The sequence below is a fragment of the uncultured Thiothrix sp. genome (assembly GCF_937873765.1).
In the GTDB taxonomy this organism is placed as follows: Bacteria; Pseudomonadota; Gammaproteobacteria; order Thiotrichales; family Thiotrichaceae; genus Thiolinea.
Genome location: NZ_CALMZC010000015.1, coordinates 56318 through 82501, shown reverse-complemented (window position 1 = coordinate 82501; position 26184 = coordinate 56318). Strand labels below are relative to the sequence as shown.

The 26184-nt window shown below is 44.1% G+C and carries 29 protein-coding genes and 1 other RNA gene; 12 read left to right on the top strand and 18 right to left on the bottom strand.

Going from position 1 to position 26184, the window contains the following annotated elements; all coding sequences use genetic code 11:
• Positions 1 to 14 precede the first annotated feature (14 nt).
• The 6 genes from tldD to rsfS form a co-directional block, all read right to left on the bottom strand.
• Positions 15 to 1460: a metalloprotease TldD gene (tldD, locus tag Q0307_RS04800; protein WP_298657359.1), complete on the bottom strand. Its 1446-nt coding sequence runs from the start codon at positions 1458 to 1460 to the stop codon at positions 15 to 17.
• Between the two features lie 21 nt (positions 1461 to 1481).
• Positions 1482 to 2297, bottom strand: a complete 816-nt coding sequence (locus Q0307_RS04795) for a carbon-nitrogen hydrolase family protein (RefSeq protein WP_298657356.1) — start codon at positions 2295 to 2297, stop codon at positions 1482 to 1484.
• 98 nt (positions 2298 to 2395) lie between these two features.
• Positions 2396 to 3880 carry a ribonuclease G gene (rng, locus tag Q0307_RS04790; RefSeq protein WP_298657353.1) on the bottom strand — a complete coding sequence of 495 codons (1485 nt, stop codon included), beginning with the start codon at positions 3878 to 3880 and terminating at the stop codon, positions 2396 to 2398.
• Positions 3881 to 3933: 53 nt separating this feature from the next.
• Positions 3934 to 4512, bottom strand: coding sequence for a nucleoside triphosphate pyrophosphatase (locus Q0307_RS04785; RefSeq protein ID WP_298657350.1), 579 nt, complete (start codon positions 4510 to 4512; stop codon positions 3934 to 3936).
• Positions 4513 to 4986, bottom strand: coding sequence for a 23S rRNA (pseudouridine(1915)-N(3))-methyltransferase RlmH (gene rlmH / locus Q0307_RS04780; RefSeq protein WP_298657346.1), 474 nt, complete (start codon positions 4984 to 4986; stop codon positions 4513 to 4515).
• Positions 4987 to 5346 (bottom strand): ribosome silencing factor, encoded by a 360-nt coding sequence (gene rsfS / locus Q0307_RS04775; protein WP_298657343.1) that lies wholly within the window; start codon positions 5344 to 5346, stop codon positions 4987 to 4989.
• Between the two features lie 139 nt (positions 5347 to 5485).
• Here rsfS and Q0307_RS04770 point away from each other — a divergent pair, with 139 nt between their 5' ends.
• Positions 5486 to 6211, top strand: a complete 726-nt coding sequence (locus Q0307_RS04770) for an AzlC family ABC transporter permease (protein WP_298657340.1) — start codon at positions 5486 to 5488, stop codon at positions 6209 to 6211.
• Entirely contained in the window at positions 6204 to 6533 is a 330-nt protein-coding gene (locus tag Q0307_RS04765; protein WP_298657337.1) for an AzlD domain-containing protein, read from the top strand. Before Q0307_RS04770 ends, Q0307_RS04765 begins: the two co-directional genes overlap by 8 nt.
• Here the strand turns inward: Q0307_RS04765 and ubiH are convergent.
• From ubiH to Q0307_RS04750, 3 genes are read right to left on the bottom strand one after another with little or no spacing between them, the layout of a single operon-like run.
• The gene (gene ubiH, locus Q0307_RS04760) at positions 6530 to 7744 is read right to left on the bottom strand and encodes a 2-octaprenyl-6-methoxyphenyl hydroxylase (protein ID WP_298657334.1); all 1215 of its coding nucleotides are present in this window, start codon (positions 7742 to 7744) and stop codon (positions 6530 to 6532) included. The genes Q0307_RS04765 and ubiH overlap by 4 nt on opposite strands.
• Positions 7745 to 7771: 27 nt before the next feature.
• Positions 7772 to 9127 (bottom strand): Xaa-Pro aminopeptidase, encoded by a 1356-nt coding sequence (gene pepP, locus Q0307_RS04755; protein WP_298657331.1) that lies wholly within the window; start codon positions 9125 to 9127, stop codon positions 7772 to 7774.
• Complete coding sequence (locus Q0307_RS04750; protein WP_298657328.1) at positions 9127 to 9708, bottom strand: YecA family protein; 582 nt, start codon at positions 9706 to 9708, stop codon at positions 9127 to 9129. Before Q0307_RS04750 ends, pepP begins: the two co-directional genes overlap by 1 nt.
• A 94-nt stretch (positions 9709 to 9802) precedes the next feature.
• Here Q0307_RS04750 and Q0307_RS04745 point away from each other — a divergent pair, with 94 nt between their 5' ends.
• The 5 genes from Q0307_RS04745 (at position 9803) to Q0307_RS04725 (ending at position 12053) form a co-directional block, all read left to right on the top strand.
• Positions 9803 to 10027, top strand: a complete 225-nt coding sequence (locus tag Q0307_RS04745) for a hypothetical protein (RefSeq protein ID WP_298657325.1) — start codon at positions 9803 to 9805, stop codon at positions 10025 to 10027.
• Positions 10028 to 10031: 4 nt separating this feature from the next.
• Positions 10032 to 10358, top strand: a complete 327-nt coding sequence (locus Q0307_RS04740) for a cell division protein ZapA (RefSeq protein WP_298657323.1) — start codon at positions 10032 to 10034, stop codon at positions 10356 to 10358.
• Between the two features lie 68 nt (positions 10359 to 10426).
• Positions 10427 to 10605: non-coding RNA, 6S RNA (gene ssrS, locus Q0307_RS04735), on the top strand.
• A gap of 110 nt (positions 10606 to 10715) precedes the next feature.
• On the top strand, positions 10716 to 11600 hold the full coding sequence (locus tag Q0307_RS04730; protein ID WP_298657319.1) for a DMT family transporter: 885 nt from the start codon (positions 10716 to 10718) through the stop codon (positions 11598 to 11600).
• 18 nt (positions 11601 to 11618) lie between these two features.
• The gene (locus Q0307_RS04725; protein WP_298657316.1) at positions 11619 to 12053 is read left to right on the top strand and encodes a GFA family protein; all 435 of its coding nucleotides are present in this window, start codon (positions 11619 to 11621) and stop codon (positions 12051 to 12053) included.
• Positions 12054 to 12071: 18 nt separating this feature from the next.
• Here the strand turns inward: Q0307_RS04725 and udk are convergent, their stop codons facing one another.
• The 4 genes from udk to Q0307_RS04705 all read right to left on the bottom strand — a co-directional run bounded on the left by udk (position 12072) and on the right by Q0307_RS04705 (position 15539).
• Complete coding sequence (gene udk, locus Q0307_RS04720; RefSeq protein ID WP_298657313.1) at positions 12072 to 12680, bottom strand: uridine kinase; 609 nt, start codon at positions 12678 to 12680, stop codon at positions 12072 to 12074.
• A gap of 111 nt (positions 12681 to 12791) precedes the next feature.
• Positions 12792 to 13799, bottom strand: a complete 1008-nt coding sequence (locus tag Q0307_RS04715; RefSeq protein ID WP_298657310.1) for an SLBB domain-containing protein — start codon at positions 13797 to 13799, stop codon at positions 12792 to 12794.
• A 214-nt stretch (positions 13800 to 14013) separates the two neighbouring features.
• Positions 14014 to 15060, bottom strand: coding sequence for a UDP-glucose 4-epimerase GalE (gene galE / locus Q0307_RS04710; protein WP_366936748.1), 1047 nt, complete (start codon positions 15058 to 15060; stop codon positions 14014 to 14016).
• Between the two features lie 74 nt (positions 15061 to 15134).
• Positions 15135 to 15539, bottom strand: coding sequence for a helix-hairpin-helix domain-containing protein (locus Q0307_RS04705; protein ID WP_298657307.1), 405 nt, complete (start codon positions 15537 to 15539; stop codon positions 15135 to 15137).
• A gap of 187 nt (positions 15540 to 15726) precedes the next feature.
• Here Q0307_RS04705 and Q0307_RS04700 point away from each other — a divergent pair, with 187 nt between their 5' ends.
• The 3 genes from Q0307_RS04700 (at position 15727) to Q0307_RS04690 (ending at position 18804) form a co-directional block, all read left to right on the top strand.
• Positions 15727 to 16368: a hypothetical protein gene (locus tag Q0307_RS04700; RefSeq protein WP_298657304.1), complete on the top strand. Its 642-nt coding sequence runs from the start codon at positions 15727 to 15729 to the stop codon at positions 16366 to 16368.
• A 3-nt stretch (positions 16369 to 16371) separates the two neighbouring features.
• A complete protein-coding gene (locus Q0307_RS04695) occupies positions 16372 to 17547 on the top strand; it encodes a glutathionylspermidine synthase family protein (protein ID WP_298657301.1) in 1176 nt (391 codons plus the stop codon).
• Positions 17548 to 17982: 435 nt separating this feature from the next.
• Positions 17983 to 18804, top strand: coding sequence for a GntR family transcriptional regulator (locus tag Q0307_RS04690; protein WP_298657298.1), 822 nt, complete (start codon positions 17983 to 17985; stop codon positions 18802 to 18804).
• Here the strand turns inward: Q0307_RS04690 and Q0307_RS04685 are convergent.
• Positions 18770 to 19708, bottom strand: a complete 939-nt coding sequence (locus Q0307_RS04685) for a ribokinase (protein WP_298657295.1) — start codon at positions 19706 to 19708, stop codon at positions 18770 to 18772. The genes Q0307_RS04690 and Q0307_RS04685 overlap by 35 nt on opposite strands.
• Positions 19709 to 19908: 200 nt before the next feature.
• Here Q0307_RS04685 and glp point away from each other — a divergent pair, with 200 nt between their 5' ends.
• Positions 19909 to 21150, top strand: a complete 1242-nt coding sequence (gene glp, locus Q0307_RS04680; protein ID WP_298657292.1) for a gephyrin-like molybdotransferase Glp — start codon at positions 19909 to 19911, stop codon at positions 21148 to 21150.
• A gap of 146 nt (positions 21151 to 21296) precedes the next feature.
• Positions 21297 to 21626 carry a Grx4 family monothiol glutaredoxin gene (grxD, locus tag Q0307_RS04675; RefSeq protein WP_298657288.1) on the top strand — a complete coding sequence of 110 codons (330 nt, stop codon included), beginning with the start codon at positions 21297 to 21299 and terminating at the stop codon, positions 21624 to 21626.
• 49 nt (positions 21627 to 21675) lie between these two features.
• Here the strand turns inward: grxD and Q0307_RS04670 are convergent, their stop codons facing one another.
• From Q0307_RS04670 to Q0307_RS04655, 4 genes are all read right to left on the bottom strand, one after another.
• A complete protein-coding gene (locus tag Q0307_RS04670; protein ID WP_298657285.1) occupies positions 21676 to 23097 on the bottom strand; it encodes a hypothetical protein in 1422 nt (473 codons plus the stop codon).
• 102 nt (positions 23098 to 23199) lie between these two features.
• Entirely contained in the window at positions 23200 to 24090 is an 891-nt protein-coding gene (locus tag Q0307_RS04665; protein ID WP_298657282.1) for a helix-turn-helix domain-containing protein, read from the bottom strand.
• Positions 24091 to 24111: 21 nt separating this feature from the next.
• Complete coding sequence (locus tag Q0307_RS04660) at positions 24112 to 25089, bottom strand: cation diffusion facilitator family transporter (protein WP_298657279.1); 978 nt, start codon at positions 25087 to 25089, stop codon at positions 24112 to 24114.
• A gap of 104 nt (positions 25090 to 25193) precedes the next feature.
• Entirely contained in the window at positions 25194 to 26138 is a 945-nt protein-coding gene (locus Q0307_RS04655; RefSeq protein ID WP_298657276.1) for an AEC family transporter, read from the bottom strand.
• Positions 26139 to 26184 lie beyond the last annotated feature (46 nt).

The following is a 26184-nucleotide window of genomic DNA, read 5'->3' as shown; positions in this document are numbered from 1 at the left end:
TTTATTCCCTAAGCTTAAGCAGCCGTGCCGCCAACAGTGAGTCCATCAACCCGCAAAGTCGGTTGGCCAACGCCCACCGGTACACTTTGCCCATCTTTACCACACACGCCTATTCCGGCATCTAAAGCCAGATCATTACCGACCATACGTACGCGAGTCAGCACATCAGGGCCATTCCCAATGAGGGTAGCATTTTTCAAAGGCCGCGTAGCTTTACCATTTTCAATTAAATAGGCTTCTGAGGCCGAGAACACAAATTTCCCAGAGGTAATATCCACTTGCCCACCTGAGAAATTCACTGCATAAACACCTTTATCAACGGAGGCAATAATCTCTGCGGGATCATACTCACCCGCCCGCATATAGGTATTAGTCATGCGTGGCATGGTTAAATGCGAGTAAGACTGACGGCGACCATTACCGGTCGACTGAGTGCCCATCAACGCCGCATTCTGCCGATCCAGCATATAACCTTTGAGAATGCCATCTTCAATCAGCGTAGTGCATTGAGTTTCAGTCCCTTCATCATCCACCGTTAAAGAACCACGGCGCTTTTCTAAAGTACCATCATCGACTACGGTAATGCCTTTGCTAGCCACCTGCTCGCCAATCCGCCCCGAAAAAGCGGAAGTCCCTTTGCGGTTGAAATCACCTTCTAGGCCATGCCCAATCGCCTCATGCAAGAGTACCCCGGGCCAGCCTGAACCCAATACCACGGTCATCGTCCCTGCTGGAGCAGCTTGTGCATCTAAATTAACTAAAGCTTGACGCACCGCTTCTTCAGCAAATTCATCAGCACGATTATTATTCATGAAATAATCTAGATCAAAACGCCCACCACCACCGGAAGAAGCACTTTCGGTTTGCCCATTACGCTCAACGATCACGGAGACATTAGTCCGTACTAAAGGCCGCACATCCGCTGTCATCCGCCCTTGCTCATCCACAATCAGAATAATCTCATGCACTGCGACCAAGCTTGCCATCACTTGCTTGACATAGGGGCTTACCGCACGTGCTTTAGTATCCATGCGCTGCAATAAATCAATTTTGTCGACCTCACTTAAAGAAGCGAGAGGATCACTCAGCCCATATAAATGGCGCGCTGGCAATTGCACCTTCCAAGCTTGCACTTTGCCTGACTGCCCTGCCCGACTAATGGCACGGGCTGCACGGGCTGATTCTAAGAGCGCTGGTAGACTGATTTCATCACTATAGGCAAAGCCAGTTTGCTCACCACAGACCGAACGCACACCAACACCCCGCTCAATACTGTAACTACCGCTTTTAACAATCCCTTCTTCTAAGCCCCAAGACTCATACCGCGCTGCTTGAAAATACAAATCAGCAAGGGTGGTGTCGGTACTGAGTAACTCAGCAAATACTTTATCTAAAGCCGCTTCATTCAACCCACTGGGAGTCAGAAACTCAACGCGAGCATAAGCCATGGCATCTTGCATGTTTTTAGTCCTTATTCAATTTCACATCAGCAAGCGGCGATGTGATAATACGGGAAAACGTTGGCGCAGTGCACGTTGAGCTTCTAAATCTGGCTCAATCAATACCACACCAGAACCTTTATTAAGTTGACCACGAATTTGCCCCCAATAGTCAATAACCATAGAATGTCCATAGGTAGTGCGCCCACTCACATGATAGCCGCCTTGTGCAGGGGCTATCACATAGCATAGATTTTCAATCGCACGGGCGCGTAATAAAACCTCCCAATGGGCTTGTCCGGTCACATCCGTAAATGCAGAGGGTACTACCAGAATCTCAGCACCTTGCCGAGCTAATTCGCGATATAATTCAGGGAAACGTAAGTCATAACAAACACTCATCCCGATCTTGCCGAAAGGTGTATCAGCAACCACCAGTTGATTACCCGGCGTATTCGTGTCGCTTTCAGTATAGACCTCAGCATTTTCGCCTACTGTGACATCAAATAAATGAATTTTGTCATAGCGTGCCACGACTTGGCCTTGATCATTATATAGCAAGGAAGCAGCGTAAGGCCGCCCCGCGTCGGCTGAACGCAGAGGAATCGTCCCTGCTAGAATCCACATTTTATGCTGTCGCGCTAAGCGTGCTAAAGCTGCTTGCATCAAGCCTGAACCATAAGTTTCAGTCACCTGCACGCGCGCTTGGTCATTCTGCCCCATGATGACAAACATTTCTGGCAGCACTGCTAAACCCGCACCCAAAGCTTTAGCTTCGGCAATTAAGCGCCCTGCTTCCATTAAATTAGCTTGTACTTGTGGGCCTGATGCCATTTGTAAAGCAGCAATTGCTTTCATATTCCGTCCCATTCGACTGATTGCTTGAGTATACGTTGATTTTTATAAGGCCTCTAACTGCAAACGTCAGACGTTACTGTGTTAGACAGTCAACGGTTTTAAAGCAAAACCACATCAAATTGCTCTTGATTATACAAAGCTTCAACTTGCAACCGTACCGCTACCGATACAAATTCTTGTAGCTCAGCTAAACTATCCGATTCTTCATCCAATAAGCGGTCAATCACTTCTTGTGAGGCTAATACCAACAGTTCTTTCGCATCAAATTGACGTACCGCCCGCAGAATTTCGCGAAAAATTTCATAGCATACCGTCTCAGCCGTCTTGATATAGCCGCGCCCATTACAAGTGGAGCAAGATTCACACAGAACATGCTCTAAACTTTCGCGGGTACGCTTACGGGTCATTTCGACTAAGCCCAGCGGGGATACCTCACTGATATAGGTTTTGGCATAGTCTTTTTCAAGGGCTTTCTCTAAAGTTTTGATGACTTGTTGCTTATGATCACTCTGCATCATGTCGATAAAATCGAGAATGATAATTCCACCTAAATTGCGTAAGCGCAATTGGCGTGCTATTGCCTGTGCTGCCTCTAAATTAGTACGGAAAATCGTCTCCTCTAAATTACGACTACCTACAAAACCACCGGTATTAACATCAATCGTAGTCATGGCTTCGGTTTGATCGACAATCAAATAACCACCTGACTTCAAAGGCACTTTACGCTGCAGTGATTTTTGGATTTCCTCTTCTACCCCATGTAAATCAAAAATAGGGCGCTCACCCGGATAATGTTCAATATGTGAAGCTAAATCAGGAATATATTTCTGACTAAACTCACATACTTTCGCCGCTGTTTCGCGCGAATCAATCAAAACTTTTTGAATAGGCTCACCCACCATATCGCGCAAAACCCGCAGGACTAACGGTAAATCCGAATAGACCAATTTTGCTTGTGAAGTTGCAGCGGCACTGTGCTCAATACTGCTCCATAAGCGCAGCAAAAACTGCATATCCTGACGTAGACTTTCTTCACTGATCCCATCCGCCGCAGTTCTGACAATAAAGCCAAACTGCTCACTAAATTCAGAACGAACTTTTAGCACTAAAGCCCGTAAGCGTTCACGCTCTTCAGCAGATTCAATCTTCCCAGAAATACCAAGCGTTTGATTATCGGGCATTAACACTAAAAAGCGCGAGGGCAAAGTAATATAAGTAGTTAGACGAGCTCCTTTACTGCCTAGAGGATCTTTAATCACTTGTACGAGTAACTGCTTACCTTCGTACAAAACTTCATGGATTTGTGGGACAGGCTGTTTTTTAGGGAGATCTTCAGTGTGGAGATCTTCCATTGGTGGCTCAGTCAAATCGGAAGCATGTAAAAACGCCGATTTATCGAGACCGATATCAATGAATGCCGCATCCATCCCCGGTAAAACCCGAGAGACCCGACCTTTGTAGATATTGCCCACGATGCCCCGCCGTGACAGGCGCTCAATTAAGACTTCTTGAAGCACACCATTTTCTAACAGGGCAACGCGCGACTCCTGCGGGGTAATATTAATTAGCAGTTCTGCACTCATGCTTTCCTCTTTAAATGGCGCCAGTGGTTAGATTTATTTTAATAAGCGCTAGCTTATAATATGCGTATTCCAGCTTTGGCTAAGAGCTGAGCTGTTTCAAACAGTGGCAGACCCATCACTCCTGAATAGGAGCCTTCTAGACGCTCAGCAAAAATAGCCCCCATCCCCTGAATGGCATAAGCACCCGCTTTATCACGCGGTTCGCCTTGTTTCCAATAAGCTTCAATCTCAGCTTCAGTCATCATACGAAACCAGACTTTACTTTCGCTGACTGCCAGCTCGCAAGCGTTTTGATGATACAGAGCAACAGCACTATAAATCGTATGCGCACGCCCCGACATAGATAATAACATTTGCCGCGCTGATAAAAAATTATCTGGTTTAACTAATAGCTGACCATCTACTATGCCTAAAGTATCAGCGCCTAAAACAGGTAAGCTCTTATCGCTCGCCTCCCAAATAGATTGGGCTTTTTCCTTAGCCAAACGCTGTACTAAAGCAAAAGGTTCTTCAGCGGGCAAAGGGCTTTCATCAATATCTGCCGTTTGCACTTGATAACGAATACCGATTTGCTCAAGCAATTCGCGCCGCCGTGGTGAAGCTGAAGCCAAAATCAATTGTGGGTTAGACATTCAGCCTCCACGATGGTAAGGATGATTAGACAGAATACTCCAAGCGCGGAAGAGCTGTTCAGCAATAATAATGCGCACAAGAGGGTGTGGAAAGGTTAAAACTGACAGAGACCATTTTAAATCTGCACGTTGTAAGCAAGCTTTCGATAAACCTTCCGGTCCACCGACTAATAAAGCCACATCCTGCCCAGAACCCAGCCATTGATCTAATTGCCCCGCTAATTGTTCAGTCGACCAAGCTTTACCTAACACATCTAAGGCAATCACGAAACTACCGGCTGGAATAGCCGCTAACAGCTTCTCCCCTTCTAACTCACAAATTCGGTTTAGATCAGAGCTTTTGGTACGTTTTTCTGCAACTAATTCGCGCACTAGAACTTGGCAATGGGCAGGCATTCGCCCCACATAGTCTTCTGTCGCGGTCACCACCCAAGTCGGCATTTTCGTGCCAACTGCTAACAGGTGGATACGCAACTAGGCAGCTCCTAAGCGCAACTCATGACGAGCTTCACTGCCTGTGCCCCATAACTTCTCTAAATTGTAGAAATCACGCGCAGTCGGCAACATCACATGCACGATAATTTGATCCAGATCCACCAAAACCCAATCCGAATCGCGCTCACCTTCTACCCCCAAAGGCTGGTGTCCAGCCTCTTTGACTTTAGCTGCAACGCTATCAGCAAGGGATTTCACATGGCGGGAGGAAGTGCCCGAAGCAATGATCATCACATCGGTAATAGTTGACTTGCCGCGTACATCTAAGACAGTTACATCACGGGCTTTCATATCTTCAAGACTAGCGAGCACTAAAGTTTGCAGTTGTTCCAGTTCCATTCATACCTTCGTCGGTTGTTAAAAAAGCAAAATTCTCTATGCCTTTAGAATAGCATGGCTTGCAAACTGTCTGGAATCTTTCCATAGAGCTTGGTATAAACCTATCCACTAATCACCACAGGCAACGGGCAGCACCACAATGACAAAATGGGAAGCGATGCGTTTTGGCGCACTAGTTTCAGTACCGATGATGTTGGGCAATTTACCTTTTGGGATGATCTTCGGCTCTTTAGCCGTGAGCCAAGGTTTAGATCCTTGGGTACCTATCGCCATGTCTTTATTTGTTTTTGCAGGCTCAGCACAATTTGTTGCCTTAGGTTTATTTGCCGTGGGCACGCCGATTTTAATTGTTATTTTTACAACTTTTATCGTCAATTTACGCCATCTTTTATATTCCGCCGACTACATGAAATATGTCAAACACTTACCCATGTCATGGCGGGCGGTGTTAGCGTTTGGCCTTACCGACGAAACCTATGCAGCGACTAAACCTTATTTTGTGAATGGTAAATTAGATGAAACCACAGGGCATTGGGCTTATTTAGGTTCTGTCGTCGCCTTTTACACTATGTGGAATCTCACCACGATTATTGGCGTGCTTGCAGGGGAACTCATTCCGGGTATGAGCGAATGGGGTTTGGAATTTGCGATGGTAGCCACGTTCTTAGGCATCATTACGACCTATTTACGCACCAGTGCTTATTGGATCAGCTTTGCGGTAGCAGGCACAGCCGCTCTATTTTTATATCAATTACCGAATAATCTAGGCATGTTACTAGCCGCTTTATTGGGCGTACTCGCCGGTGTGGCTGTACAACACTTACATGCCCGTTTAAACACAACTAAAGGTGATCAACATGCCTGATACGTTCAGCCTTATTATGAACATTTTCGGCATGTTTGTAGTTACCTTTGGCATTCGCTTTGTGCTCTATGCTCGTGCCCATCGGATTCAACTGCCGATTTGGCTTGAGGAGTCCTTGGCTTATGTGCCAGTTGCGGTCTTAACGGCGATCATTATGCCAATGATGTTCATGCCGAATAAACAACTGGATTTAAGCTGGCACAATCCATGGCTTTTAGGTAGTCTAGCCGCTTTTGTCATTGGCCTAATCTTTAAAAAACCACTGTTGACGATTGCCGTAGGGGTTGTTGTCTTTTTTACAAGTCAGTTTTTACTCGCTTAAGATTTTAAGGCTAAACCGCGAGCTAAGCGGGATTGGCGAAAGCGTAAGCCCATACTTTGTTGCGTGAGGAGCTTACGCAAGGGTGCAATTCGATCCACTGCTAATAAGCCGCCTGCGCGCGCATGCCCTAAAGGTGGAAAATCATTAGAAAATAAGCGCACTAACGAATCGGTATAACCCAGCACACTTTTATAATCGGCTTGGCGCGCTGCTTGATACGTGGCCAGCATTGCCGCCGAACCACAATCATGGTGTTGCTGGGCTTGCATGGCTAAGAGATCGCTTAAGCTTGCCACATCCCGCAAGGCTAGATTTAAACCTTGCCCTGCGACCGGATGCAAAGTATGCGAAGCATTTCCAATTAAAACCGCACGCCCTTGCACCTCAGCCGCCGACTTGATCAAGCTCAAAGGGTAGCTAGAACGCTTACCTGCTTTAATAAATCGCCCTTGTCGATAGCCAAAGGTTTGCTGCAGTTTTTGTAGAAACTCAGCATCACTTAAACTTAAGCTCGCTTCCACTTCATTAGTTTTATGCGTCCAAACCAGAGAATAACGTCCTTGAGTCATAGGTAATAAGGCTAAAGGCCCTGAACTCGTAAAGCGTTCATAGGCCACGCCCTGCACGGGTTTATCCGTACTAACATTAGCAATAAGAGCCGTTTGTTGGTAATTGCGCTCTTTTACTTCAATCCCCAATTGCTCACGTAAAGGGGATTTCGCGCCATCGGCAATGACTAATAATTTTGTCTGCAAACCCTCAACTAAACCCTGTCGCTCAAATTTAACTTCGACATAATCAGCATGTTGTTCAAACTCAGAGACCGTGGCTGGGCTAATAATTTCTAGTTGGCTTCCTGTTAGGGCATTAAACAAAACTTGCCCCAACACACGGCTCTCAACCACATAGCCTAAAGCGGGTACGGCCTCTTGCTCCGCACGAATACGCGTTGCGCCGAAATAGCCGCGATCTGACACATGAATCTGTTTAATCGGAGCCACTTGAGTTTGTAGCTCAGACCAAATACCTATCCCTTGATAAATCCGGCTAGAACCATAAGAAAGCGCTACTGAACGATCATCGTAAGCGGGCTGTGAGCGACTGCCAAAAGCAACGGCTTCAATTAGAGCTACTTTTAACTGCAAAGGCTTTAAGGCCAGCGCTAAACTCGCCCCAACCATACCGCCACCCACAATCACAATATCCCACATACTTCAATCCCATCGCTCTTAAGCCAACTATTGCGCCATTAAAGCTTCAATATCCACAATTTCTTTCACCACTCCAGCGGTAAGTACTTCACAGCCTTCCGTAGTGACTAGCACGTCATCCTCAATACGAATCCCAATATTCCACCATTTCGGATCGACATTTTCTGCGGGTGAAATGTATAAACCCGGCTCAACAGTCAACACCATCCCCGGCTCTAAGGTGCGCCATTCACCCTTCAGCTTATAATCGCCGACATCATGCACATCGAGCCCTAACCAATGTCCGGTTTTGTGCATATAAAATTGCCGATAAGGCGCTTCTTGGGCTGCACTGCCATCTTCCGGTTTAGGTGGATCTTTAATGAGCTCATCCACTTCACCTTGCGATAAGCCTAGCTTTACTAAGCCGGTGGTTAAACTTCGTACAGCAGCTTGATGTGGTGCATCCCAGTTATTACCGGGTTTCACGGCTGCAATCGCTGCTTTTTGTGCCTCTAACACTACTTGATAGAGCTGCGCTTGCTCATGGCTAAAGCGACCGCTCACCGGAAAACTACGGGTAATATCACTCGCATAACCCTGATGCTCACTACCCGCATCAATCAAGAGCAAATCACCAGCCTTTAGCGCAGAACGATTCTCGACATAATGCAAAATACAGGCATTTTCTCCACCGCCTACAATGGAGGTATAAGAAGGTTCCATCCCATCTTGCCGAAACTCACGTTCAATCTCAGCCTGTACTTCAAACTCACATAGCCCCGGACGACACGTTTGCATCGCCTTAGTATGTGCGCGGGCGGCAGTTTGGGCTGCATAGCGCATCATCTCCACTTCTGCAGGTGATTTAAATAAACGCATTTCATGCACTAATGCATCGAGGACTTTAAAAGTATGTGGAGCAGCTACCCCATTCCGTGCCTGCCGACGTAAAACATTCAGCCAGCTCAAGACTTTCAGATCAAACTCAGTTTCAAAACCAATGCGATAATAAACTTCGCTACGCCCGCTTAAGAGCTTCACCATTTGCTGATCTAGCTCTTCAATCTTGAAGGCTTGATCAACACCATAGTCTTTAATGACTCCTTCGACACCAGCACGCTTTCCTGTCCAGCGCTCCATGGCAGGATCTTTAGCTTGGCAAAACAAGACATACTCGCCTTCTGCCCTGCCGGGGATAAATACTGCAACTGCATTCGGTTCATTGAAACCGGTTAAATACAGAAAATCGCTATCTTGGCGGAAGGGGAAATCAGCATCACGATTACGAATCACTACATGTGCGGATTGAATAATCGCAATCGCATTGATACCTAAAGCTTTTAATAAGCGCTGGCGACGCTCAGCAAACTCACTAGCCGGAATCGTAGGGGCGTTTTTCATTATTCTATAAGCTCCTGTGAAGTTTCAGTTAATTGTGTCCTACCACGGACAGGTTGTAATTCTTCATTCATTAGTAATACGCCAACCCGTACAAACTCTGCTAGCTCGATAAAAGCTGTTTCGGACTCGTCCTCATCATGCACATCCATTTCCCCCGCAGCACCAATTTTAACCACATCCTGTACCCAATCACGGGTATCTTCAGGCAAGTCTTGCATGGTTTTCAAACCAGATAGCGCCAAACCAAAAGCAAAGCCTTGACACCACTTTTGTAAAGCAGCCACTTGTGCGTCTAAACTGTCCTGTTCAGGCGGTAAGAATAATTCAAAACCTAAATCACCTGAGTTTAATTGCTCAAGCGTGGTATTAAACAATTGCTTCAATAATCGCCGCGCTTCTTGAATATAAAAATCCTGTGCATCGCCTTTTAAAACTTGAACTTGCCAAGCTTTCTCAGCATATTGATTATTAAACGCCAACACCGCACAAGCAATTCCATGCACTTCTGAAGCAGTAAAATCAGCTTCAACTCGCAATAAACTGTCTTCTAATGTATAAAATTCAGGCAACTGTGTATCCAATACATGCGTCTCCTATACTTATGCGTGTATTATGAGCCGAAGAGGAGCATTTAGCATCCATCGCCCCGAAAACAACGAGCATGCATGATCCCTTATGGCTTTGCAAAATCAACTTAAAATCCTAGAGCAAGACTTACAACAATTGTTAGTAGTGATCGCACAACTGGTGGCTGATAAACAGCGTTTAGAAGAACGTGAGTTAGTTCTCATAGCCGATTGTGAGCGTCTACACCATAAAAATCGGATTGCCAGCCAGCAAGTCGAGGAAATCCTAGCTGCCTTGAAGCGTCCTGCCCCCGCTAAATCCATCGAGGACTAATGCAATGGAAGAGTGTCCCATTGTCCCGGTAGTAGTCAAAATTTTTGATAAAGAATACACCGTAGCTTGTCCGGAAGGTCAAGAACAAGCCTTGATTTTATCAGCCAAGCGTGTTGATCAGGAAATGCGTCAGGTGCGCGAGTCGGGGAAGGTTTTAGGAACCGATCGGATTGCAGTCATGGTGGCTCTAAACTTAGCGCATGAACTTATCAATCATCAAGGTTTAAGTCATGACCAAGCCTTATATGCTGAGACTATGGCTAAGGTCGAACAGATTCAAACCCAAGTCAGCGCCGCTTTAGCACAATATCAGAAGTATGCATCGGGCTAATCCTCGATTAGTTAAGCTTGCTAGGGCTTCCCAGCGCTGAATAATTGTAATAGTATGTATTCAAGGACGGTCATCTGGGATACTCGTGATGAAGTGGATAAATCCTTGAGCCTATTTCTTTATCCCGGGAGTAACCTTGTGGTTTTGTGTGCATGACTGCTATAGCGGTAAGCCTTATAGACCATAACAAGCACCCACTTGAACCTTTGGTTCAAGGCTGAAGTTTCACACGACTTCTTGGAGCCGTCCCACTTCCTAAACTCTGCTTTGTATTTCCTAATGTTTTCCTTGCCAAGTTTACTCATTTCTGAATAATCGAACCTTTTGCTCAAGACTTTTGAGCAACACAGGTTAGTCATGGCTCCGTTCACCTCCGCTCACTTTATTCTAGTTCTGATTTCAGCTATTTGGGGTAGTGGCTTTGTCGCCCAACGTTTAGGCTTAGCAAGTTTAGAACCCTTCAGCTTTAATGCTGGGCGCTTTGTGTTAGCCACGTTCTCTCTATTGCCCATCTGGTGGTTTATGCGCCAAGGTCAAGCTAAGCCACCTGCGAGTGAAACTAAATTATTTTGGTTCGGTAGTTTCTTAGCTGGGACAGTGATGTCCATTGGTTTTGCCTTTCAACAAACGGGGCTGCTTTATACGACAGCAGGGAATGCTGGCTTTATTACCAGCATGTATATTGTGATCGTACCACTATTGGGCTTATTAGTAGGGCAAACCACGCGACCACTCACTTGGGTAGGGATTGTTCTAGCCATTTTAGGTTTATATGCCTTATCGGTGGGGCATGATTTTCATATTAATCGAGGTGATTACTTAGAGTTTATGGGTGCTTTCTTCTGGGCAGGGCATGTGATTACTTTAGGTTGGCTCTCGCGGCGGGTGAGCGATTTAGTAGGTGTTTCGGTCGTACAATTTGCGGTGGCTGCGCTCTGGTCAAGCCTCTTAGCCGTAACACTTGAACAACCAAGCTGGCCTAACTATCAAGCAGCGCTTTGGCCTCTAGTTTATTCAGGCCTAATCGCTAGTAGTTTGTGCTTTACGTTACAGATTATTGCGCAACGCACAGTAGATGCCAGTGTCGCGGCCTTAATTCTTTCCTGCGAATCAGTATTTGCTTTATGGGTTGGCTGGTTATTCTTAGAGGAAGCGGTGAATGCTAAACAACTTTTCGGTTGTAGTTTAATGCTTGCAGGCATCTTGATCAGTCAATGGCCAGAGCGTAAGTTAGTACCCTAACCCATTGAGGAGAAACTAATGTCAGAATCCATTTTTGCTAGTGGTCATTGTTTGTGTGGGGCGGTGCAATTCACCGTGAGTAGTGCCCCTATTTTAACCGGCCAATGTCATTGCGATCACTGCCAACGTGCGTCTGGAACCGGACACATGTCTTTAGCTTTTTTTCCAGAAGCAGCAGTGCAAATCACGGGCAATCCACAAAGCTATGCCTCTCCAACCGATACGGGTGGCACGAATACACGCTATTTCTGCTCTACTTGTGGAAGTCGCTTATTTGGCAAAACCACGATGCGTCCGGGCGTTTTGGGCGTAGCAGTTGGTGCGTTTGCAAAGCATGATTGGTATAAGCCCGACCGCATTGTTTACAACCGAAATAAACCCGCTTGGGATTTTATGGATCCAAATGTGCCTACCTTTGCAGAAGGCTCACCACCTCCTAGCCCTAAAGCTTGAGGCCAGCTTTATTACACTCTATCTAGGAAGAGCTGCTAAAACTGCAGCTACTTCTGCCTGAATACTATCAGTGCCTGAGACTAAAATATCCGTTTCTGCTTTATAGATTTCCACATATTGCTCATGCATTGGGCGCACGGTATTTAGGTATTGAGCCAAGACATCATCTAAAGTACGCCCACGTTCGCGCACATCCCTTAATAAGCGCCGGGCTAAACGAATATCTGCTGGGGTATCCACAAACACGGATAAGTCCACTAACTTGGCAACTTGTTGTAAAGCGAATAACAAAATGCCATCAATGATAATGAAATGGCTTGGAAAAACTCGCTCAGAAAAGCGCGCACGATTATGTATGGTAAAATCATAGCAAGGCTTATGAATCATCTCGCCAGCTTTGAGCTTAAGTAAGTCTTCGACTAAACGGGCTTCATCTAAGGATAAAGGATGGTCATAGTTACCTTTGATTTTGGTAGGAAAATTAATCGCAGCATGATAGTAAGAATCTAGTTCAACCAGTACTGATTGATCCTCAGGCAAAGCAGCTACTAAAGCTCGGGCTAATTCGCTCTTACCACTACCACTGCCCCCACAAATTCCGATAAAAAAAGGTGCATTTGTTTGCATACTGAAATTTAAGACACTGCAATCGAAAGCGGCATTATAGCAGGACTTAAACTAAAAAAAGGGAGCTGGCTCAATTAACCAGCTCCAAATACCAGCTTCCCAGAAAAATAGCTAGAACAAGCTTAGCGGACTGACAAAGCGGGTAGCTTCGTCATAAATTACTTTTTCCCGCGCTTCTAAAATCACAATCCGATCATCCTGCTGAATCATCGGGTCTAAACTCGTACCACGATAAATTGCATCCAAATTCACTGCATAACGCTGTTCTCGCCCATCTAAACCACGTCGGAAAATCATGGCTTTGTACTTATTGGCTAAACGAGTCATGCCACCTGCCGTTGCCACAGCCTGCATCACTGTCATTCCTTCTTTGAGCGGGTAAACGCCAGGTTGCCCGACTGCACCACTAACGGTAAAGCGATTATAAATCGCATCTTGTACTACAATACGATCATCTTGTAAGAGTGTAAAATCCTGTAAACGACCTTGGCGAATCGCTGCAATATCAATGGGTTGTTGGCTTACTTGCCCATTAGCACCTTTGCGCAATAAAACAGCACGACGACTATCAGCCTGCTCGGTCAATCCCCCCGCTTTCGCCAGTGCTTGTAACACGGTCATACTACCCACCACTGGAAATACACCAGGTAAACGCACTGCACCTTCAACGGTAATGCGGTTCTGTGTCGACTCTTTAACCAGCACAGTTACTTGTGGATTATGCATATAAGACTGCTCAAGTAACTTCGCTAATTGATCTTCTAATTGGGCAGGATGTAAGCCTTTGGCACGCAGCTTCCCGACTAAAGGATAAGTAATATAGCCCTGCCCATCCACGCGTACACTTCTGGTTAAATCAGGCACTTTAAAAACGGCAATATCCAATAAATCTTGCTCACCGATTAAATCACTGCCCACCTCTTGGACACCTTGAGGCAAGACCATTGGCGCAACTGGCACTGATCTAACCTTAGGCGCTAAAGGGACAATACTAGGGTTATAAGCAGTAACGGTTGAAGCGAATAGAGGTGGAGCTGGATAGTTAGGCGTTTTAGCCACACAGGCACTGAGAGTAAGGCAGATACTGATGAAAACCAAATTCTGGGTGGGGCGATGCATCGTTAACTCCATTAAGGATTTTGTTATGCATTGCAGACTAAAAGAGCAGCACTCTGAAAGCGAATGCTGTCTGAGGTAATGGAATTATTTAACCGATAAATGGAATTTATACTATATAATTATCTACTCACCAGAGTAACCAACACTGTTCTCTAAGAAGTACATTTTAAACACCTTTCAATCGGTGGCATTAAAAGTCTATTCGATTACACGTTCAGAGATAACCGTGCGGATTTTGCTGTTGCCAGCGCCAAACATCGGCACACATCTCGACTAAAGACTTTTCTGCCTGCCAAGCTAGTAACTCTTTCGCTAACTGTGGGTCGGCAAAACAAGCGGCTACATCACCAGCACGACGCTCCACGACCTGATAGGGAATCTTGCGCTGACTAGCTTGCTCAAAGGCTTGAATCATTTCGAGGACTGAATAGCCTTGTCCAGTACCTAGATTGACTGCCAATAAATGGGGAACTTGCGGATTTTGAAAAGCTTGCAACGCTGCCAGATGGCCTTTGGCCAAATCAACGACATGAATGTAGTCACGCACCCCAGTACCATCAACTGTTGGGTAATCATTCCCAAACACCGAGAGTTGCGGATAAGTACCAACGGCCACACGTGCAATATACGGCATTAAATTATTGGGTAAACCACGTGGATCCTCCCCAATTAAACCGCTGCTATGTGCCCCTACTGGATTAAAATAGCGCAGTAAAGCTATCCGCCAGTCGGGTGCTGACTGCTGTAAATCCATCAACATTTCTTCAATCATCAACTTGCTACGCCCATAAGGATTAGTCGCCGAGCGCGGGAAATGCTCTTGGATAGGCACCGTGTGCGGATCGCCATAAACCGTCGCTGATGAGCTAAACACTAATTGCTTAACTGCATGCTTTTGCATAACTTTTAATAAAGTGACTGTACCACTGACATTATTATCATAGTAAGCAACTGGCTGTTGAACCGACTCACCGACCGCTTTTAAACCTGCAAAATGGATCACACTACTAATAGGATGTGCACTAAAAACTGCCTCTAACCCATCTTGATCACGAATATCCAGGGGATAAAAAATTAACGGCTCACAACCCACAATAGTGACAACCCGTTTAAGTGCTTCGGGCGAGCTATTCGATAAATTATCGACCACAACGACCTGATAACCTGCTTGGATTAATTCGATACAGGTATGTGAACCTATATAGCCAGCCCCACCCGTGATCAATATGGTTTGTTTAATAGCTTGTGTATGTGTCATCATTTTAACTCTTGGTTAGCAGAAGCTTACTTTACCTCTGCTAGCCAAGACTACAAGTCTAAATGCTTAGAGCTTGCTTATTCGACCTTCTCAGTTGCCTTACTAGCTGGCGACTTTTCTTCTTTAGCAGCCTTGTCTTCAAGTTTAGTCAATTTTTCCTCTGCTTTTTTCTCAGGACTAGCCTTACCTTCTGCACCAGCAGCGCCTTCAACGCTTAAACCTTGATCTAAAGAAATATCTGCTTTGATTTTCTCAAATAAAGCATCACCAATGCCTTTGACTTCTTTAATATCTTCGAGCTTTTTAAACTCACCATGCTCAGTACGATAACTAATAATCGCTGCAGCTTTTTTCGTACCGATACCTTTTAAATTCTTTTGCATGATTTCAGCATTAGCCTTATTAATATTGACCATTTCTGCAAAAACAGAGGTAGCCAACAAAGAGCCTGCGATTAAAATGATAGATGCTAAATATTTCATTAAATTTTCCTTATTATTAGTTTGTAATTTTAATTTTTAAAATTGAATTTGAAAAAACTCTTGTAAACTTTGCCATAATTAAAACTAATAATCTAAACTCAACGGATAACCGGCCTTCAATCAGTAGTAATAGCTTTTTGCACTTAGTTTCTTTAACCTTGATCTATCCAAAGCTTAGGAACTCGTCATGCAACATTACATTAAAAAAATTCTCTCTTACTCCATGGTAGGCAGCTTAGGGCTAACCTTTTTAGCAGGCTTACAAGGTTGTGACAGTGGCACTCCTCCCCCCACCGCAACTAGCTCTAATAATGCAATTGCAGATGCCGCCGGCCAAGGTTTGTTTATGGTCATTCAGCAAACGGGCGCAAACCCCGATACCTATGAGCTTAAAGAAAAATACCCCTCTTCTGAGGGTACACGAGCAATTTTAAAAGGCTTAGATGGCAGCGAAAAAATTCTTAATGAAGAAGAGCTGAAAAAAATTGCAGAAGCTGAAGCGAAACGCTTTGAAGAGGGTAATTCACAATTAGCACAGCCAGCGGCACAAAACCAAGGTTTAAGCTTGGGTGAGACCATTTTAGCCTCAGCAGCGGGGGCTTTAATTGGTGGGATGATTGCTAACAAGCTGATGAGTAATCAAAACTACCAGCAACATCAACAACAACAAAACCAACGCGCCCAAAGCACTATGAGCAGCACCCGTAATCCTGCGCAAACTAATAATACCACCCAGAACAAATCTCAACCGCGTTCTGGTTTCTTTGGTGGCAATCAAGGTAATCCAAGTAATAGCAATAAAAGCAGCGGTAGTAGCTTTGGGGGCTAAGGTATGATTCAAACAGAAAGTGTTAAACCCATCAGTAATGCCTTGATGGAAGAGGTCGGTATGACTTGGCATACCGATTCTGATGGTACGCCCTATATCATGAATGAGATCATTACGGTTACTCAAAGTGAGGCTGAGGCCTACTACAATGCTGCTAATGAACTGTATGAGATGTATGTGCAAGCGGCTCAATATGTCATCGATAACGAACTGTTTCTTGACCTAGATATTCCCTTCAACTTGGTTTCACAAATTAAGCGCAGTTGGGAGCGGGATGAACTACATCTCTATGGTCGTTTTGATTTAGCCGGTGGGATTGATGGCTTACCGATTAAACTCATCGAATTCAACGCTGATACTCCGACTAGTCTGTTTGAAACAGCAGTAGTGCAGTGGGCTTTACTCAAAGCCAATGGTATGGATGAGGAAAGTCAGTTTAATAATGTGTATGAAGCAATTCAAAAAAACTTCCAGCGTTTGCTCACTGGCAATGATGATCCAGAAAATTTTGCCAACTATTACCAATACCAGAATATTTTATTTTCTAGTATTGGAGGTCTACCTGAAGACGAACGCACTACCCGCTTCCTACAACAAATGGCATCCGATGCAGGCTTTCAGACTGACTACTGTTATATGAATGAAGCTGCCTTCTCAGAAGAAGGAGTTTTCAATCCTAGTCATACGCGCTTTGATCATTGGTTTAAGCTCTACCCGTGGGAGGATATTGCTCTACAAACAGATGGTATTACCGGTCTTTTAGAAGACATTAGTCGTAATCAGGCCTGTACCTTGCTTAATCCTGCTTACACCCTGCTATTCCAAAGCAAAGGTATCATGAAAATATTGTACGAATTATTTCCAAATTCACCTTATTTACTTGAAACCCGTACACAAGCCTTACAAGGAAAAAAGCAAGTCTCTAAAACTATGTTTGGTCGTGAGGGTGCTAACACCATGATTCTAGATGCCGCCGGCCAAATTATTAAGTCTTTAGGGGGCGAGTACGATAACTATCGTAAAGTTTATCAAGAGTTTGCAGAGTTTCCACAAGACCGTGAAGGCCGTAGTTATCAAGCAGGGGTGTTCTATGCTTGGGAGGCTTGTGGTCTAGGTTTCCGCCGTGGCTGGGAAATTTTAGATGATATGAGTAAATTCGTAAGCCATCGAATTGTGTAAAAATTCACAAAACCTCGTGCTAAGTGATTAAGTTTTAATTAAGCGCTTTAGCTTTACTCTGCGTACATGGAATAACAACAACGCAACGGACAGTGAACAGCAAAAAACAATAAGCCAGATAAACTTTCAAATCAAAGAGTTAAATCTAGCATAGGGCTAAAACACTTATATCTAATACACTTTGGGCTAGAGTGTATGAAAAACCGGGGTAGCACTTGGATAGGTGTATAATTCTAACAATAATCCCTTTTCAGCTACAAGTACCTGCATTTATTAGAATAACAAGAGTCGCACGGTACTTGTGGCAACGCTTCTTTATGACATAGGTCAAGCCCGCTTAAATCCCTCATACTTTCTACAGCCTGTTACAATTTTTATTATTTTTTATGATAGTCTTAAGTCTGTTCATTGATTTCAAATAAAGGCTCAGTAACCATGACTGTAATTGCCCACAATCAATTAGCCACTAACACGGTACAGGCAGCGAATGATAGTGCTGGATTTATTCGCCGCTTACGCCCCGATGTAGGCATCTCAGAACCGGTCTACCGGCAATTGCAGCGGCAAATTATTGGCATGATTAAGGCTGGAGAATTACAAGATGGTGATAGCTTGCCATCAGAACGTACCCTAGCTGAAGCCTTGAAGCTGAGCCGGACTACCATTCGCCGTTGCTATGATGAGTTGCGCGATCAAGACTATATCAGTACGCATGGTCGTGCTGGCGTTATGGTTAAAGCCCCACCACGGATTAACCCTGAAATTGGTAAACTCAAAGGCTTTACTGAAGAAATGCGTGAGATTGGCATGGAGCCTTCCACGCGTATTCTTGAACAACGCGTGGTGAGTGATCGAGTGATTGCCTCGATCTTTAATCGCCCTTCGACTGCACGCTTCTTAAAACTAGTACGTTTGCGCTTAGCCAATGATATGCCCATGACCCGTGAAGTGGCTTGGTATGACCTGACCCTTGCGCCAGACTTAGCTAAATATGATATGAGTGGTTCGGTATATAGCTTCCTGCAGAATCAATGTGGCTTAAGCTTACAGCATGGCGAACAATCAATTGAGGCTGCCATGAGTAATCCAGAAGAAATGGAGTGCTTCCAATTTCGTGAGCCAAGTCCTTGTTTACTGCTAAAGCGCCGTACCTATACGACCACTGGGCAAATGGTCGAATATGTGGAAGGTACTTTTCGTGGGGATGCTTATACCTATCGAATTACGCTGAATGTGGCAAACGATTCTGCTGCATAAAAGTTTCCACTGTACTGAGTTGTGGTAAGGCATCTAGCACACCTACTGCTTGTGCTAATAAAGCTCCACAAGCATTTGCAAACTGCATAGCCTGCGGGTATTGTTTATATGTTAACAAGGCATAGGCGAAACCTGCTGTAAAGGCATCTCCTGCTCCGGTTGGGTCAGCTTGCTTAACTCCCCAAGCTGGAACATAAAGCGGTGCTTGTTCGGGTTGAAATAAAACGGCTCCCCGCTCGGCTAAAGTGATAATCAGTAATTCTCCCTGCCAATAAGGTTCTAAACTTAAGTCACACCACGCTTGGATACTTAAACGACCGTAATCCTCTAGCTCGAACATACAAGCTGCTTCAGACTCATTCATAATCAAAAGGTCGGTCAGCGCTAATAACTCAGGACTTGGCCTCTTCCAAGGTGAAGGATTCAACAAAGTGGTTAAGTGATAACGCTTAGCTAAGCGGAAAGCAGTTAAAATCACTGATTGTTGAATTTCAAACTGTGCGCAAATCAAGCTAGACTGTTTGATGTCTTCTTCTAGCCCAGTGACATGTTTCTCCACTAGCAGATGATTAGCTCCTGGATGGACGGCAATAATATTCTGCCCATCAGCACTAATTAGTCCGACTCCAAATCCTGACTGTTCACCTAAGGCTAAGACGTGTTTGGTGTTAACACCCTCTGCTTCCAAGAAAGAATAGATTTCCTTCCCAGCCCTATCCTGACCAATCGCTAACAAGAGACAAACCTCTAAACCCAAGCGATGCATACCAATGGCTAAATTAAGTCCCTTACCCCCATGTCCATGCCAGTAATCTTGCGCTTGAATTGAAGCTCCATTTAGGGGTAGAGTCGAGACAGTTAAACAATGTGCGTGCACATAACTCCCTAAGACTATAACGCTCACTTTATACCTCGCTCTATATTTATATTTTTGTTTCTATGCAATATTTTAGATTCCAAAAATTTCCTCGCAAGCTTTTGCCAAAAATACTTAATTAGAATTTCTAGCTTTAAAGAAAGCTAAATCAGCCTAAAAACAAAGCTTGCTTAGCTAAGGATGACTAGCGACACTACTAGTTCTTTGAAAGCTTATGGACAAACTACATGTCAGCAAGTAGCACTTGTGATGCTTTACCAGAAGATGTTTTAACCGTTGAGCAAGCGCAAGACCTTATTTTGAATGGAATTACAGCTATCACTGCAACTGAGTTGGTAGATCTCAAACAGGCGAATGGCAGGATATTAGCTGAAGATATTCAAGCAGGTTTCGACGTGCCACCGTACTGCAATTCGTCAATGGATGGCTATGCTTTTGCTTATCAAAGTTTATTAACTCATGCTAAGTTGACTCAGATAGGTATTTCATGGGCGGGTCGACCTTATTTAGGTACAGTTCAGCTAGGCGAATGTGTACGTATTATGACTGGAGCTTGTTTACCTGCGGGCACTGATACTGTCGAAATGCAAGAAAATACGGAAAAACTAGATGAGCACATCATAATGCATGGCTCACCGAAGTTAGGCGAAAATGTGCGCTATCCCGGTGATGACTTAAAGCAAGGAGAAATAATTCTAACTATTGGTCGTAAACTTACCGCAGCAGACATTGGAATGCTGGCTTCTTTAGGGATGGTTCAAGTAAAAGTCCTGCGCAAACTGCGCATTGCTTTTTTATCTACCGGTGATGAGTTAAAGTCAACTGGTGCTCCCTTAGCTTGGGGTGAAATTTATGATAGTAACCGTTATACCCTGCATGCCTTACTTCAACATCTTCCGGTAGATATTCTGGATTTAGGTATTATTCCTGACCAAGCGGAAGCAGTAGAGCAGGCTTTTCTACAAGCGAAAACTAAAGCTGATCTATTAATCACCAGTGGGGGGGTCTCAGTAGGAGACGCCGACTTTGTTACCAAAACTTTAAGCAAACTGGGACAAGTCAAATTTTGGAAAATGGCGATGAAACCCGGCAAACCACTAGCATATGGCAGATTAGACGACTGTCTATTTTTTGGCTTACCCGGTAATCCGGTATCAGTGATAGTAACTTTTTTACTCTTTGTGCGCCCTGCTATCTTAAAACTAGCAGGTAACACCGTAACTCAAGCTATTACCCATACCGCTACTACTTTAACCCCTCTAAAAAAGACTCCGGGGCGTAAAGATTTTCAACGGGGTATTTACCAGCGAACGACCGAAGGCTATCAAGTTAAAACCACTGGCGAACAAGCATCACATGTCCTGCGGTCTATGAGCCAAGCGAATTGTTTTATTGTTTTAGAGCGTGAATGGGGGGATATTGAAGTAGGCAGTCAGGTGAAGATTCTTCCTTTTGATAGTTTGGTTTGAAGTAGGTTTGAAAAAGATTGTAGTTTTTTTGTTAAAATTTACATAATAAAAAATATAAAAATACATAACTGATGAAACTTGAATTACACTTACTGCTCAGACCTAGGTACAATAAGTCTATAAATATTCCACAAGAGGTTATAAGAATGGACGTACTAGAACGTATTGACGATGCAGTAAAGAATAATCCAGTCATTATCTTTATGAAAGGCACTCCACAGATGCCCCAATGCGGTTTTTCTAGCCGCGCTGCGCAAGCTCTGATGCAATGTGGTGAAGAATTTGCATATGTAAACGTATTGAGTGATCCAGAAATCTTCCAAAATTTACCACGCTATGCCGACTGGCCAACTTTTCCACAGGTTTATGTTGACGGTGAATTGATCGGTGGTTGCGATATTACTTTAGAAATGTTCCAAAGTGGGGAACTACAGGAGGCTATAAAAAAAGCCGTTTCAGGCACAAAGTCTGCTTAAACATAGTCTCAGTGGCAGGGAGTGACTTACCTACCCTGCTTTTGCCTAACTATTTAAAATTATTGATAAATTTTACTGTATTATCAAGTTCTAATTGCTTATAGAATAGGCGTCTAGCACCTTTAGGAATAAACCCAATCAGCAATAAACCTGCTAATAATAAAGGTAAAATGAATAAAGCAATGTTCATTACTGCCTCCGATCCTGCTAACACCGTACCGATACCTGCTAAATTGGCTATATAACGTACAGCAAAAAAGAAAATACAAGCTAGCAACAGTACCGCTGCTGTGTGCAAGAAGGCTGCCCCCATTTTATTAACCCATGACCATTTTTTGCGCTTTTTCTCGCTAGCCGCCTCGTAGGATTTAGAACGTGTATTAAGCTCTTTAATCACTCGTCGCTGTGAATCATCTACGATTAAAGCTGCAATTTGATGCTCACGGGTAGTCAGTGTCATGTAAGGCAGATGTGCCATCACTTTAATATGTTGCTTAAATGTTCTTCTGAATAACTGCTCAGGGTCAATCTGATCAGGCAGAGTTAGGCGTGCCAGTGGATGATTTTGCCAAGAGGTATGCACATAGTGAGTAATGCGATCAACACGTTGTTGGCGTAGATCAAACAACATACTACGTACCGTCGTATGCTGCCTAAAATCAGGCTCCGCTTGAGCTTGTACATAATAGACTGGTGAAGCAGACACTAAAGCTGACAACTTCTGAGTTGCAGGCTCTACCTCTCCTGCTGCGGATAGATAGCGAATATGCTCATAACGGCTTTCTAGATCCGTTTCCGCATTGTCATGTAATACGGCTAAAGTATGCTCCACAGCCTCACCAAACTTAGCTTGGCTATAGCAAGCATCGGCTAAATGTCGTTTCGCAAAGTGTGCAAACAATATATCACCCTGCTCTAAAGCATAACGAGTCGCAATCTGAAAATGATATTCAGCTTCTGCAAGTGACTCTAAAAAAGTGAGGTAAATCCAAGCTAGCTCAAAGTGAGCACGATAGTTTTTGATATTAGTAGTAACCGCATCCCTTAATAAATATTCAGCAGTCACCATACTTTCATAACCCGCTTGCTGTTCCACAGCTAGAGCTTCTGAAAGCTTTAAATTCGCTAAATCAGCCTCTACTTCCGCACGGTAAACTCGAAAACCACGTTGTACTTGCTTAGCTAATTGCTCGCGTAAAATTTCTCGTTCACGCGCTAAGCGTTGACCTTGCAAAGACATGCGCCCTGCTACCCCTTCCAATTGTGGGCGCAAGCTAAAAATAATTTCGTCTTTAGCACCGATATTACGCAAATTATTACGTAAGCCGGCATCTAATAAGCTGTAAACACTTTCACGCTGCAAGGCTTTGAGCGGTACTAGATACTCCATATTAATGCGGTGGAAAGTAAAATGTTTACGTTTCGGGAAAAAGATAGCCCGAACTTGCTGAGCCTCTAGTCCTATAGGCATGGGGTTCATCCATTATTGATTTGACACACTCATCTCAATTATAGACTGAAAATGCTATAGAGTTAGACTATTTTTTAGAAAATACTTAATTGACACAATTACTTAGCTAAGATCTTGAGTGCGCATACGGCTTTTGAACTGACTGGGAGGCTCACCACAGTTCTTATTAAAGAAGCGTGAAAAATAAGCTGGATCTTTAAAACCTAACTCGTAAGCCACTTCATTCACTGATAAATTCGCGTACATTAGCTTACGCTTAGCTTCAGTTACCAAGCGCCCATGCATAATTTGCAACGCATTTTGCCCCGTGTAGCGCTGACACAAACGATTCAAGCGGCTTTCAGTCATGCCTAAACGCTCTGCATAGCGATTAATCGACCAATGTTTAGTGTAATTGTCCTCAAGCAGCTTTAGAAATTGCTCATATACCGTGATTTTTGCATCAAATTGTTGATCTGGGGTTTGCACATGGCCAGCTGCACGCCCTAACAATACAAAAATAATCTTTAAATAGGCGCCTAATAAACAAGCTTGCCCACTTTGCGGCTGCTCATATTCTGCGACTAATTGGCGCACCAAAGAAAATAAATTTTGATGCGCAACACTGTGCTCATTTGAGCGCATTAATAAGGGCTGCATCAACAAAAATGGAAACGCTTGGCGCTCAGTTTCGGCAAAAGCACCCATTAAAAAAGACTCAGAAATAGTAATGATATAACCGCGTACATCAGGATTATGCCGAAAACCATGCACTTCACGAGCAGGCACTGAAAGAATACAAGCCCCCTGCTCTTCTGCGCTCCAATCAGCCACTTGCAAGAAAACTTTACCCTCCTCCACAATCAAAAGCTGATGCATTTGATCATGCCGATGCGCATGGATTTCCCAATTATGCTTAGGCAGAGACTCCTCTAGGCGAGCAATGTAAAGATAATGCGGCGCATCCGCTGCTGAACTTTTGCCATAGAGTGAATAATGTGGAACATCTTTCATGGCCTTACCACCCTCGCCTGCTTAATGCGTATGTAAAGGCTCAAACTTAATTTGCTCATGCAAGCAGCAATTATGTTCAGTGGTGCCCTGCTCGATTTGTAAGGTACTGTGCACAATGGAGAACTTGGTTTTTAAAGCTTGGGTCAATTCATCCATAAAAGCATCCCCAGGATAACCAGCGGGCATTACTAAATGTACGGTTAAAGCTGTTTCAGTCGTACTCATCGCCCACACATGTAAATCGTGAATCGTACTGACACCCGGCTGTTGCTGTAAAAATTGTGAAACTCTTAATAAATCTACGCTTTTAGGTACAGCGAGCAAAGCTAATTGCGTGGACTCCGTTAATAAACTCCAAGTCCCCACTATAATCACTGCAACAATCATTAAGCTCATCAGCGGATCGAGCCAATACCAACCTGTGAGCAAAATGACTAAACCCGAGAGTACAACCCCAAAAGAGACCGCAGCATCCGCTAACATATGCAAATAAGCACCACGGATATTTAAGTCATTTTTACTCCCACGCATGAATAACCAAGCAGAAATACCATTAATCACAATGCCCACTGCTGCAACCCACATGACCGTCGACCCTGCCACTGCAGGAGGATCCATAAAGCGATGTACTGCCTCCCAAACAATCCCACCACAAGCAACTAACAATAAAACGGCATTCACTAAAGCCGCTAAAATAGAACTACTACGTAAACCATAGGTAAAGCGCTCATTCGGTACACGTTGGGCTAATAGGGTCGCCCCCCAAGCCATGACTAAACCCAAAACATCAGAAAGATTATGCCCAGCATCTGCTATTAATGCAGTGGAGTTAGCAATCAGACCATATATAAACTCAGTAATTACAAAAGCAATATTTAAAACAATCGCAATTAAAAATGAACGCCCATAATCAATAGGTTGATGATGCTCATGCTCAGAGTGATTATGGCTTTGCTCAGGGTCATGATGATCATGGTTATGGTTGTAAGTAGCTGGCATTAAGACATCCATCTTTGATCTAAGCTCGATAAGGCTTCTATTTACTACAATCCCTGCAGTCGCGCTAGGTATAATCCCCTGTGAACAGACGGACGAACTCTGAACTAAGACTCAAGCAATAGCAACACGACTGCAATCGATATGAACGAGACTAAGGTTGTCATAAATAGAGTGCTCGCACAGAAATCACGCAGGCCGTAACGTTCACCCAAGATGGGATAAATACTCATCATTGGTGCTGCCGCCATAATAATCACTGCTTGTTGGAAGCTGGAGTTAAAGGAAGGCAACAGGAATACCCACAATGCTACCAAAGCCGGATGTAGTATCAATTTGCCGAGCATCACCAATGAAATATCCGCCCAAGGTTTCTGCTCTTGCGGTTTTATATTCGCCAATGCCGCACCAATGAATAACAGCGCCAAACCCGCCGAAATCTTAGTCAACAAATCCAAACTCTGGCTAATCGGTTTGGGCAAGGTTACACCTAACAGGGATAAAACCACACCCACTGCAATCGCAATAATCAGCGGATTTTTCACAATGCGCAGTGCGACCGTGCGTAGAATATTCGCCGAATCGCCTTTATACCCAACGCTGTATTCAAGCAAAATCAATATAATAGGCAAAATTAGGATATTCTCGACTAAAACTGCCATCATTAAACTTAAAGAGGCAACATCAGGGAGTTCCAAACTCAAAGACAGCACCGGAAACCCCACAAACATACTATTGGGGATGGACATTCCTAGGCTTTGAATTGCACTTTTAGTTAGCAGATTACGTTGAAGCTTTAGGGTCAAAAAGATTGCAAATAACAAATTTAATAGCGAGCCTATGCCATAGGCCAATAAGAAATACGGCTCGACAATTTCACTAATGTGAATTTTGCTTAAGCCACCAATCATCACAGCCGGAATCGCGCAATAAAGCACAATATTGCCCAAACTGGACATAGCTTCGGCTTTAATCAGTCCTTGCTTAAACGCAAAATAACCTAAGCCAATTAAAATGAAAACGGGCGAGATGGTCAGCAGTATATTAAGCATTTAAAGCTACTAACTCCTTTCCAATTGCAAGCTAAACGAGTCATTA

What these genes read in the sequence shown, in the direction of transcription:
- tldD (WP_298657359.1), bottom strand. Translation starts at nt 1,460, where the DNA reads ATGCAAGATGCCATGGCTTATGCTCGCGTTGAGTTTCTGACTCCCAGT.
- Q0307_RS04795 (WP_298657356.1), bottom strand. Translation starts at nt 2,297, where the DNA reads ATGAAAGCAATTGCTGCTTTACAAATGGCATCAGGCCCACAAGTACAA.
- rng (WP_298657353.1), bottom strand. Translation starts at nt 3,880, where the DNA reads ATGAGTGCAGAACTGCTAATTAATATTACCCCGCAGGAGTCGCGCGTT.
- Q0307_RS04785 (WP_298657350.1), bottom strand. Translation starts at nt 4,512, where the DNA reads ATGTCTAACCCACAATTGATTTTGGCTTCAGCTTCACCACGGCGGCGC.
- rsfS (WP_298657343.1), bottom strand. Translation starts at nt 5,346, where the DNA reads ATGGAACTGGAACAACTGCAAACTTTAGTGCTCGCTAGTCTTGAAGAT.
- Q0307_RS04770 (WP_298657340.1), top strand. Translation starts at nt 5,486, where the DNA reads ATGACAAAATGGGAAGCGATGCGTTTTGGCGCACTAGTTTCAGTACCG.
- Q0307_RS04765 (WP_298657337.1), top strand. Translation starts at nt 6,204, where the DNA reads ATGCCTGATACGTTCAGCCTTATTATGAACATTTTCGGCATGTTTGTA.
- ubiH (WP_298657334.1), bottom strand. Translation starts at nt 7,744, where the DNA reads ATGTGGGATATTGTGATTGTGGGTGGCGGTATGGTTGGGGCGAGTTTA.
- pepP (WP_298657331.1), bottom strand. Translation starts at nt 9,127, where the DNA reads ATGAAAAACGCCCCTACGATTCCGGCTAGTGAGTTTGCTGAGCGTCGC.
- Q0307_RS04745 (WP_298657325.1), top strand. Translation starts at nt 9,803, where the DNA reads ATGGCTTTGCAAAATCAACTTAAAATCCTAGAGCAAGACTTACAACAA.
- Q0307_RS04740 (WP_298657323.1), top strand. Translation starts at nt 10,032, where the DNA reads ATGGAAGAGTGTCCCATTGTCCCGGTAGTAGTCAAAATTTTTGATAAA.
- Q0307_RS04730 (WP_298657319.1), top strand. Translation starts at nt 10,716, where the DNA reads ATGGCTCCGTTCACCTCCGCTCACTTTATTCTAGTTCTGATTTCAGCT.
- Q0307_RS04725 (WP_298657316.1), top strand. Translation starts at nt 11,619, where the DNA reads ATGTCAGAATCCATTTTTGCTAGTGGTCATTGTTTGTGTGGGGCGGTG.
- udk (WP_298657313.1), bottom strand. Translation starts at nt 12,680, where the DNA reads ATGCAAACAAATGCACCTTTTTTTATCGGAATTTGTGGGGGCAGTGGT.
- Q0307_RS04715 (WP_298657310.1), bottom strand. Translation starts at nt 13,799, where the DNA reads ATGCATCGCCCCACCCAGAATTTGGTTTTCATCAGTATCTGCCTTACT.
- galE (WP_366936748.1), bottom strand. Translation starts at nt 15,060, where the DNA reads ATGATGACACATACACAAGCTATTAAACAAACCATATTGATCACGGGT.
- Q0307_RS04705 (WP_298657307.1), bottom strand. Translation starts at nt 15,539, where the DNA reads ATGAAATATTTAGCATCTATCATTTTAATCGCAGGCTCTTTGTTGGCT.
- Q0307_RS04700 (WP_298657304.1), top strand. Translation starts at nt 15,727, where the DNA reads ATGCAACATTACATTAAAAAAATTCTCTCTTACTCCATGGTAGGCAGC.
- Q0307_RS04695 (WP_298657301.1), top strand. Translation starts at nt 16,372, where the DNA reads ATGATTCAAACAGAAAGTGTTAAACCCATCAGTAATGCCTTGATGGAA.
- Q0307_RS04690 (WP_298657298.1), top strand. Translation starts at nt 17,983, where the DNA reads ATGACTGTAATTGCCCACAATCAATTAGCCACTAACACGGTACAGGCA.
- glp (WP_298657292.1), top strand. Translation starts at nt 19,909, where the DNA reads ATGTCAGCAAGTAGCACTTGTGATGCTTTACCAGAAGATGTTTTAACC.
- grxD (WP_298657288.1), top strand. Translation starts at nt 21,297, where the DNA reads ATGGACGTACTAGAACGTATTGACGATGCAGTAAAGAATAATCCAGTC.
- Q0307_RS04670 (WP_298657285.1), bottom strand. Translation starts at nt 23,097, where the DNA reads ATGCCTATAGGACTAGAGGCTCAGCAAGTTCGGGCTATCTTTTTCCCG.
- Q0307_RS04665 (WP_298657282.1), bottom strand. Translation starts at nt 24,090, where the DNA reads ATGAAAGATGTTCCACATTATTCACTCTATGGCAAAAGTTCAGCAGCG.
- Q0307_RS04660 (WP_298657279.1), bottom strand. Translation starts at nt 25,089, where the DNA reads ATGCCAGCTACTTACAACCATAACCATGATCATCATGACCCTGAGCAA.
- Q0307_RS04655 (WP_298657276.1), bottom strand. Translation starts at nt 26,138, where the DNA reads ATGCTTAATATACTGCTGACCATCTCGCCCGTTTTCATTTTAATTGGC.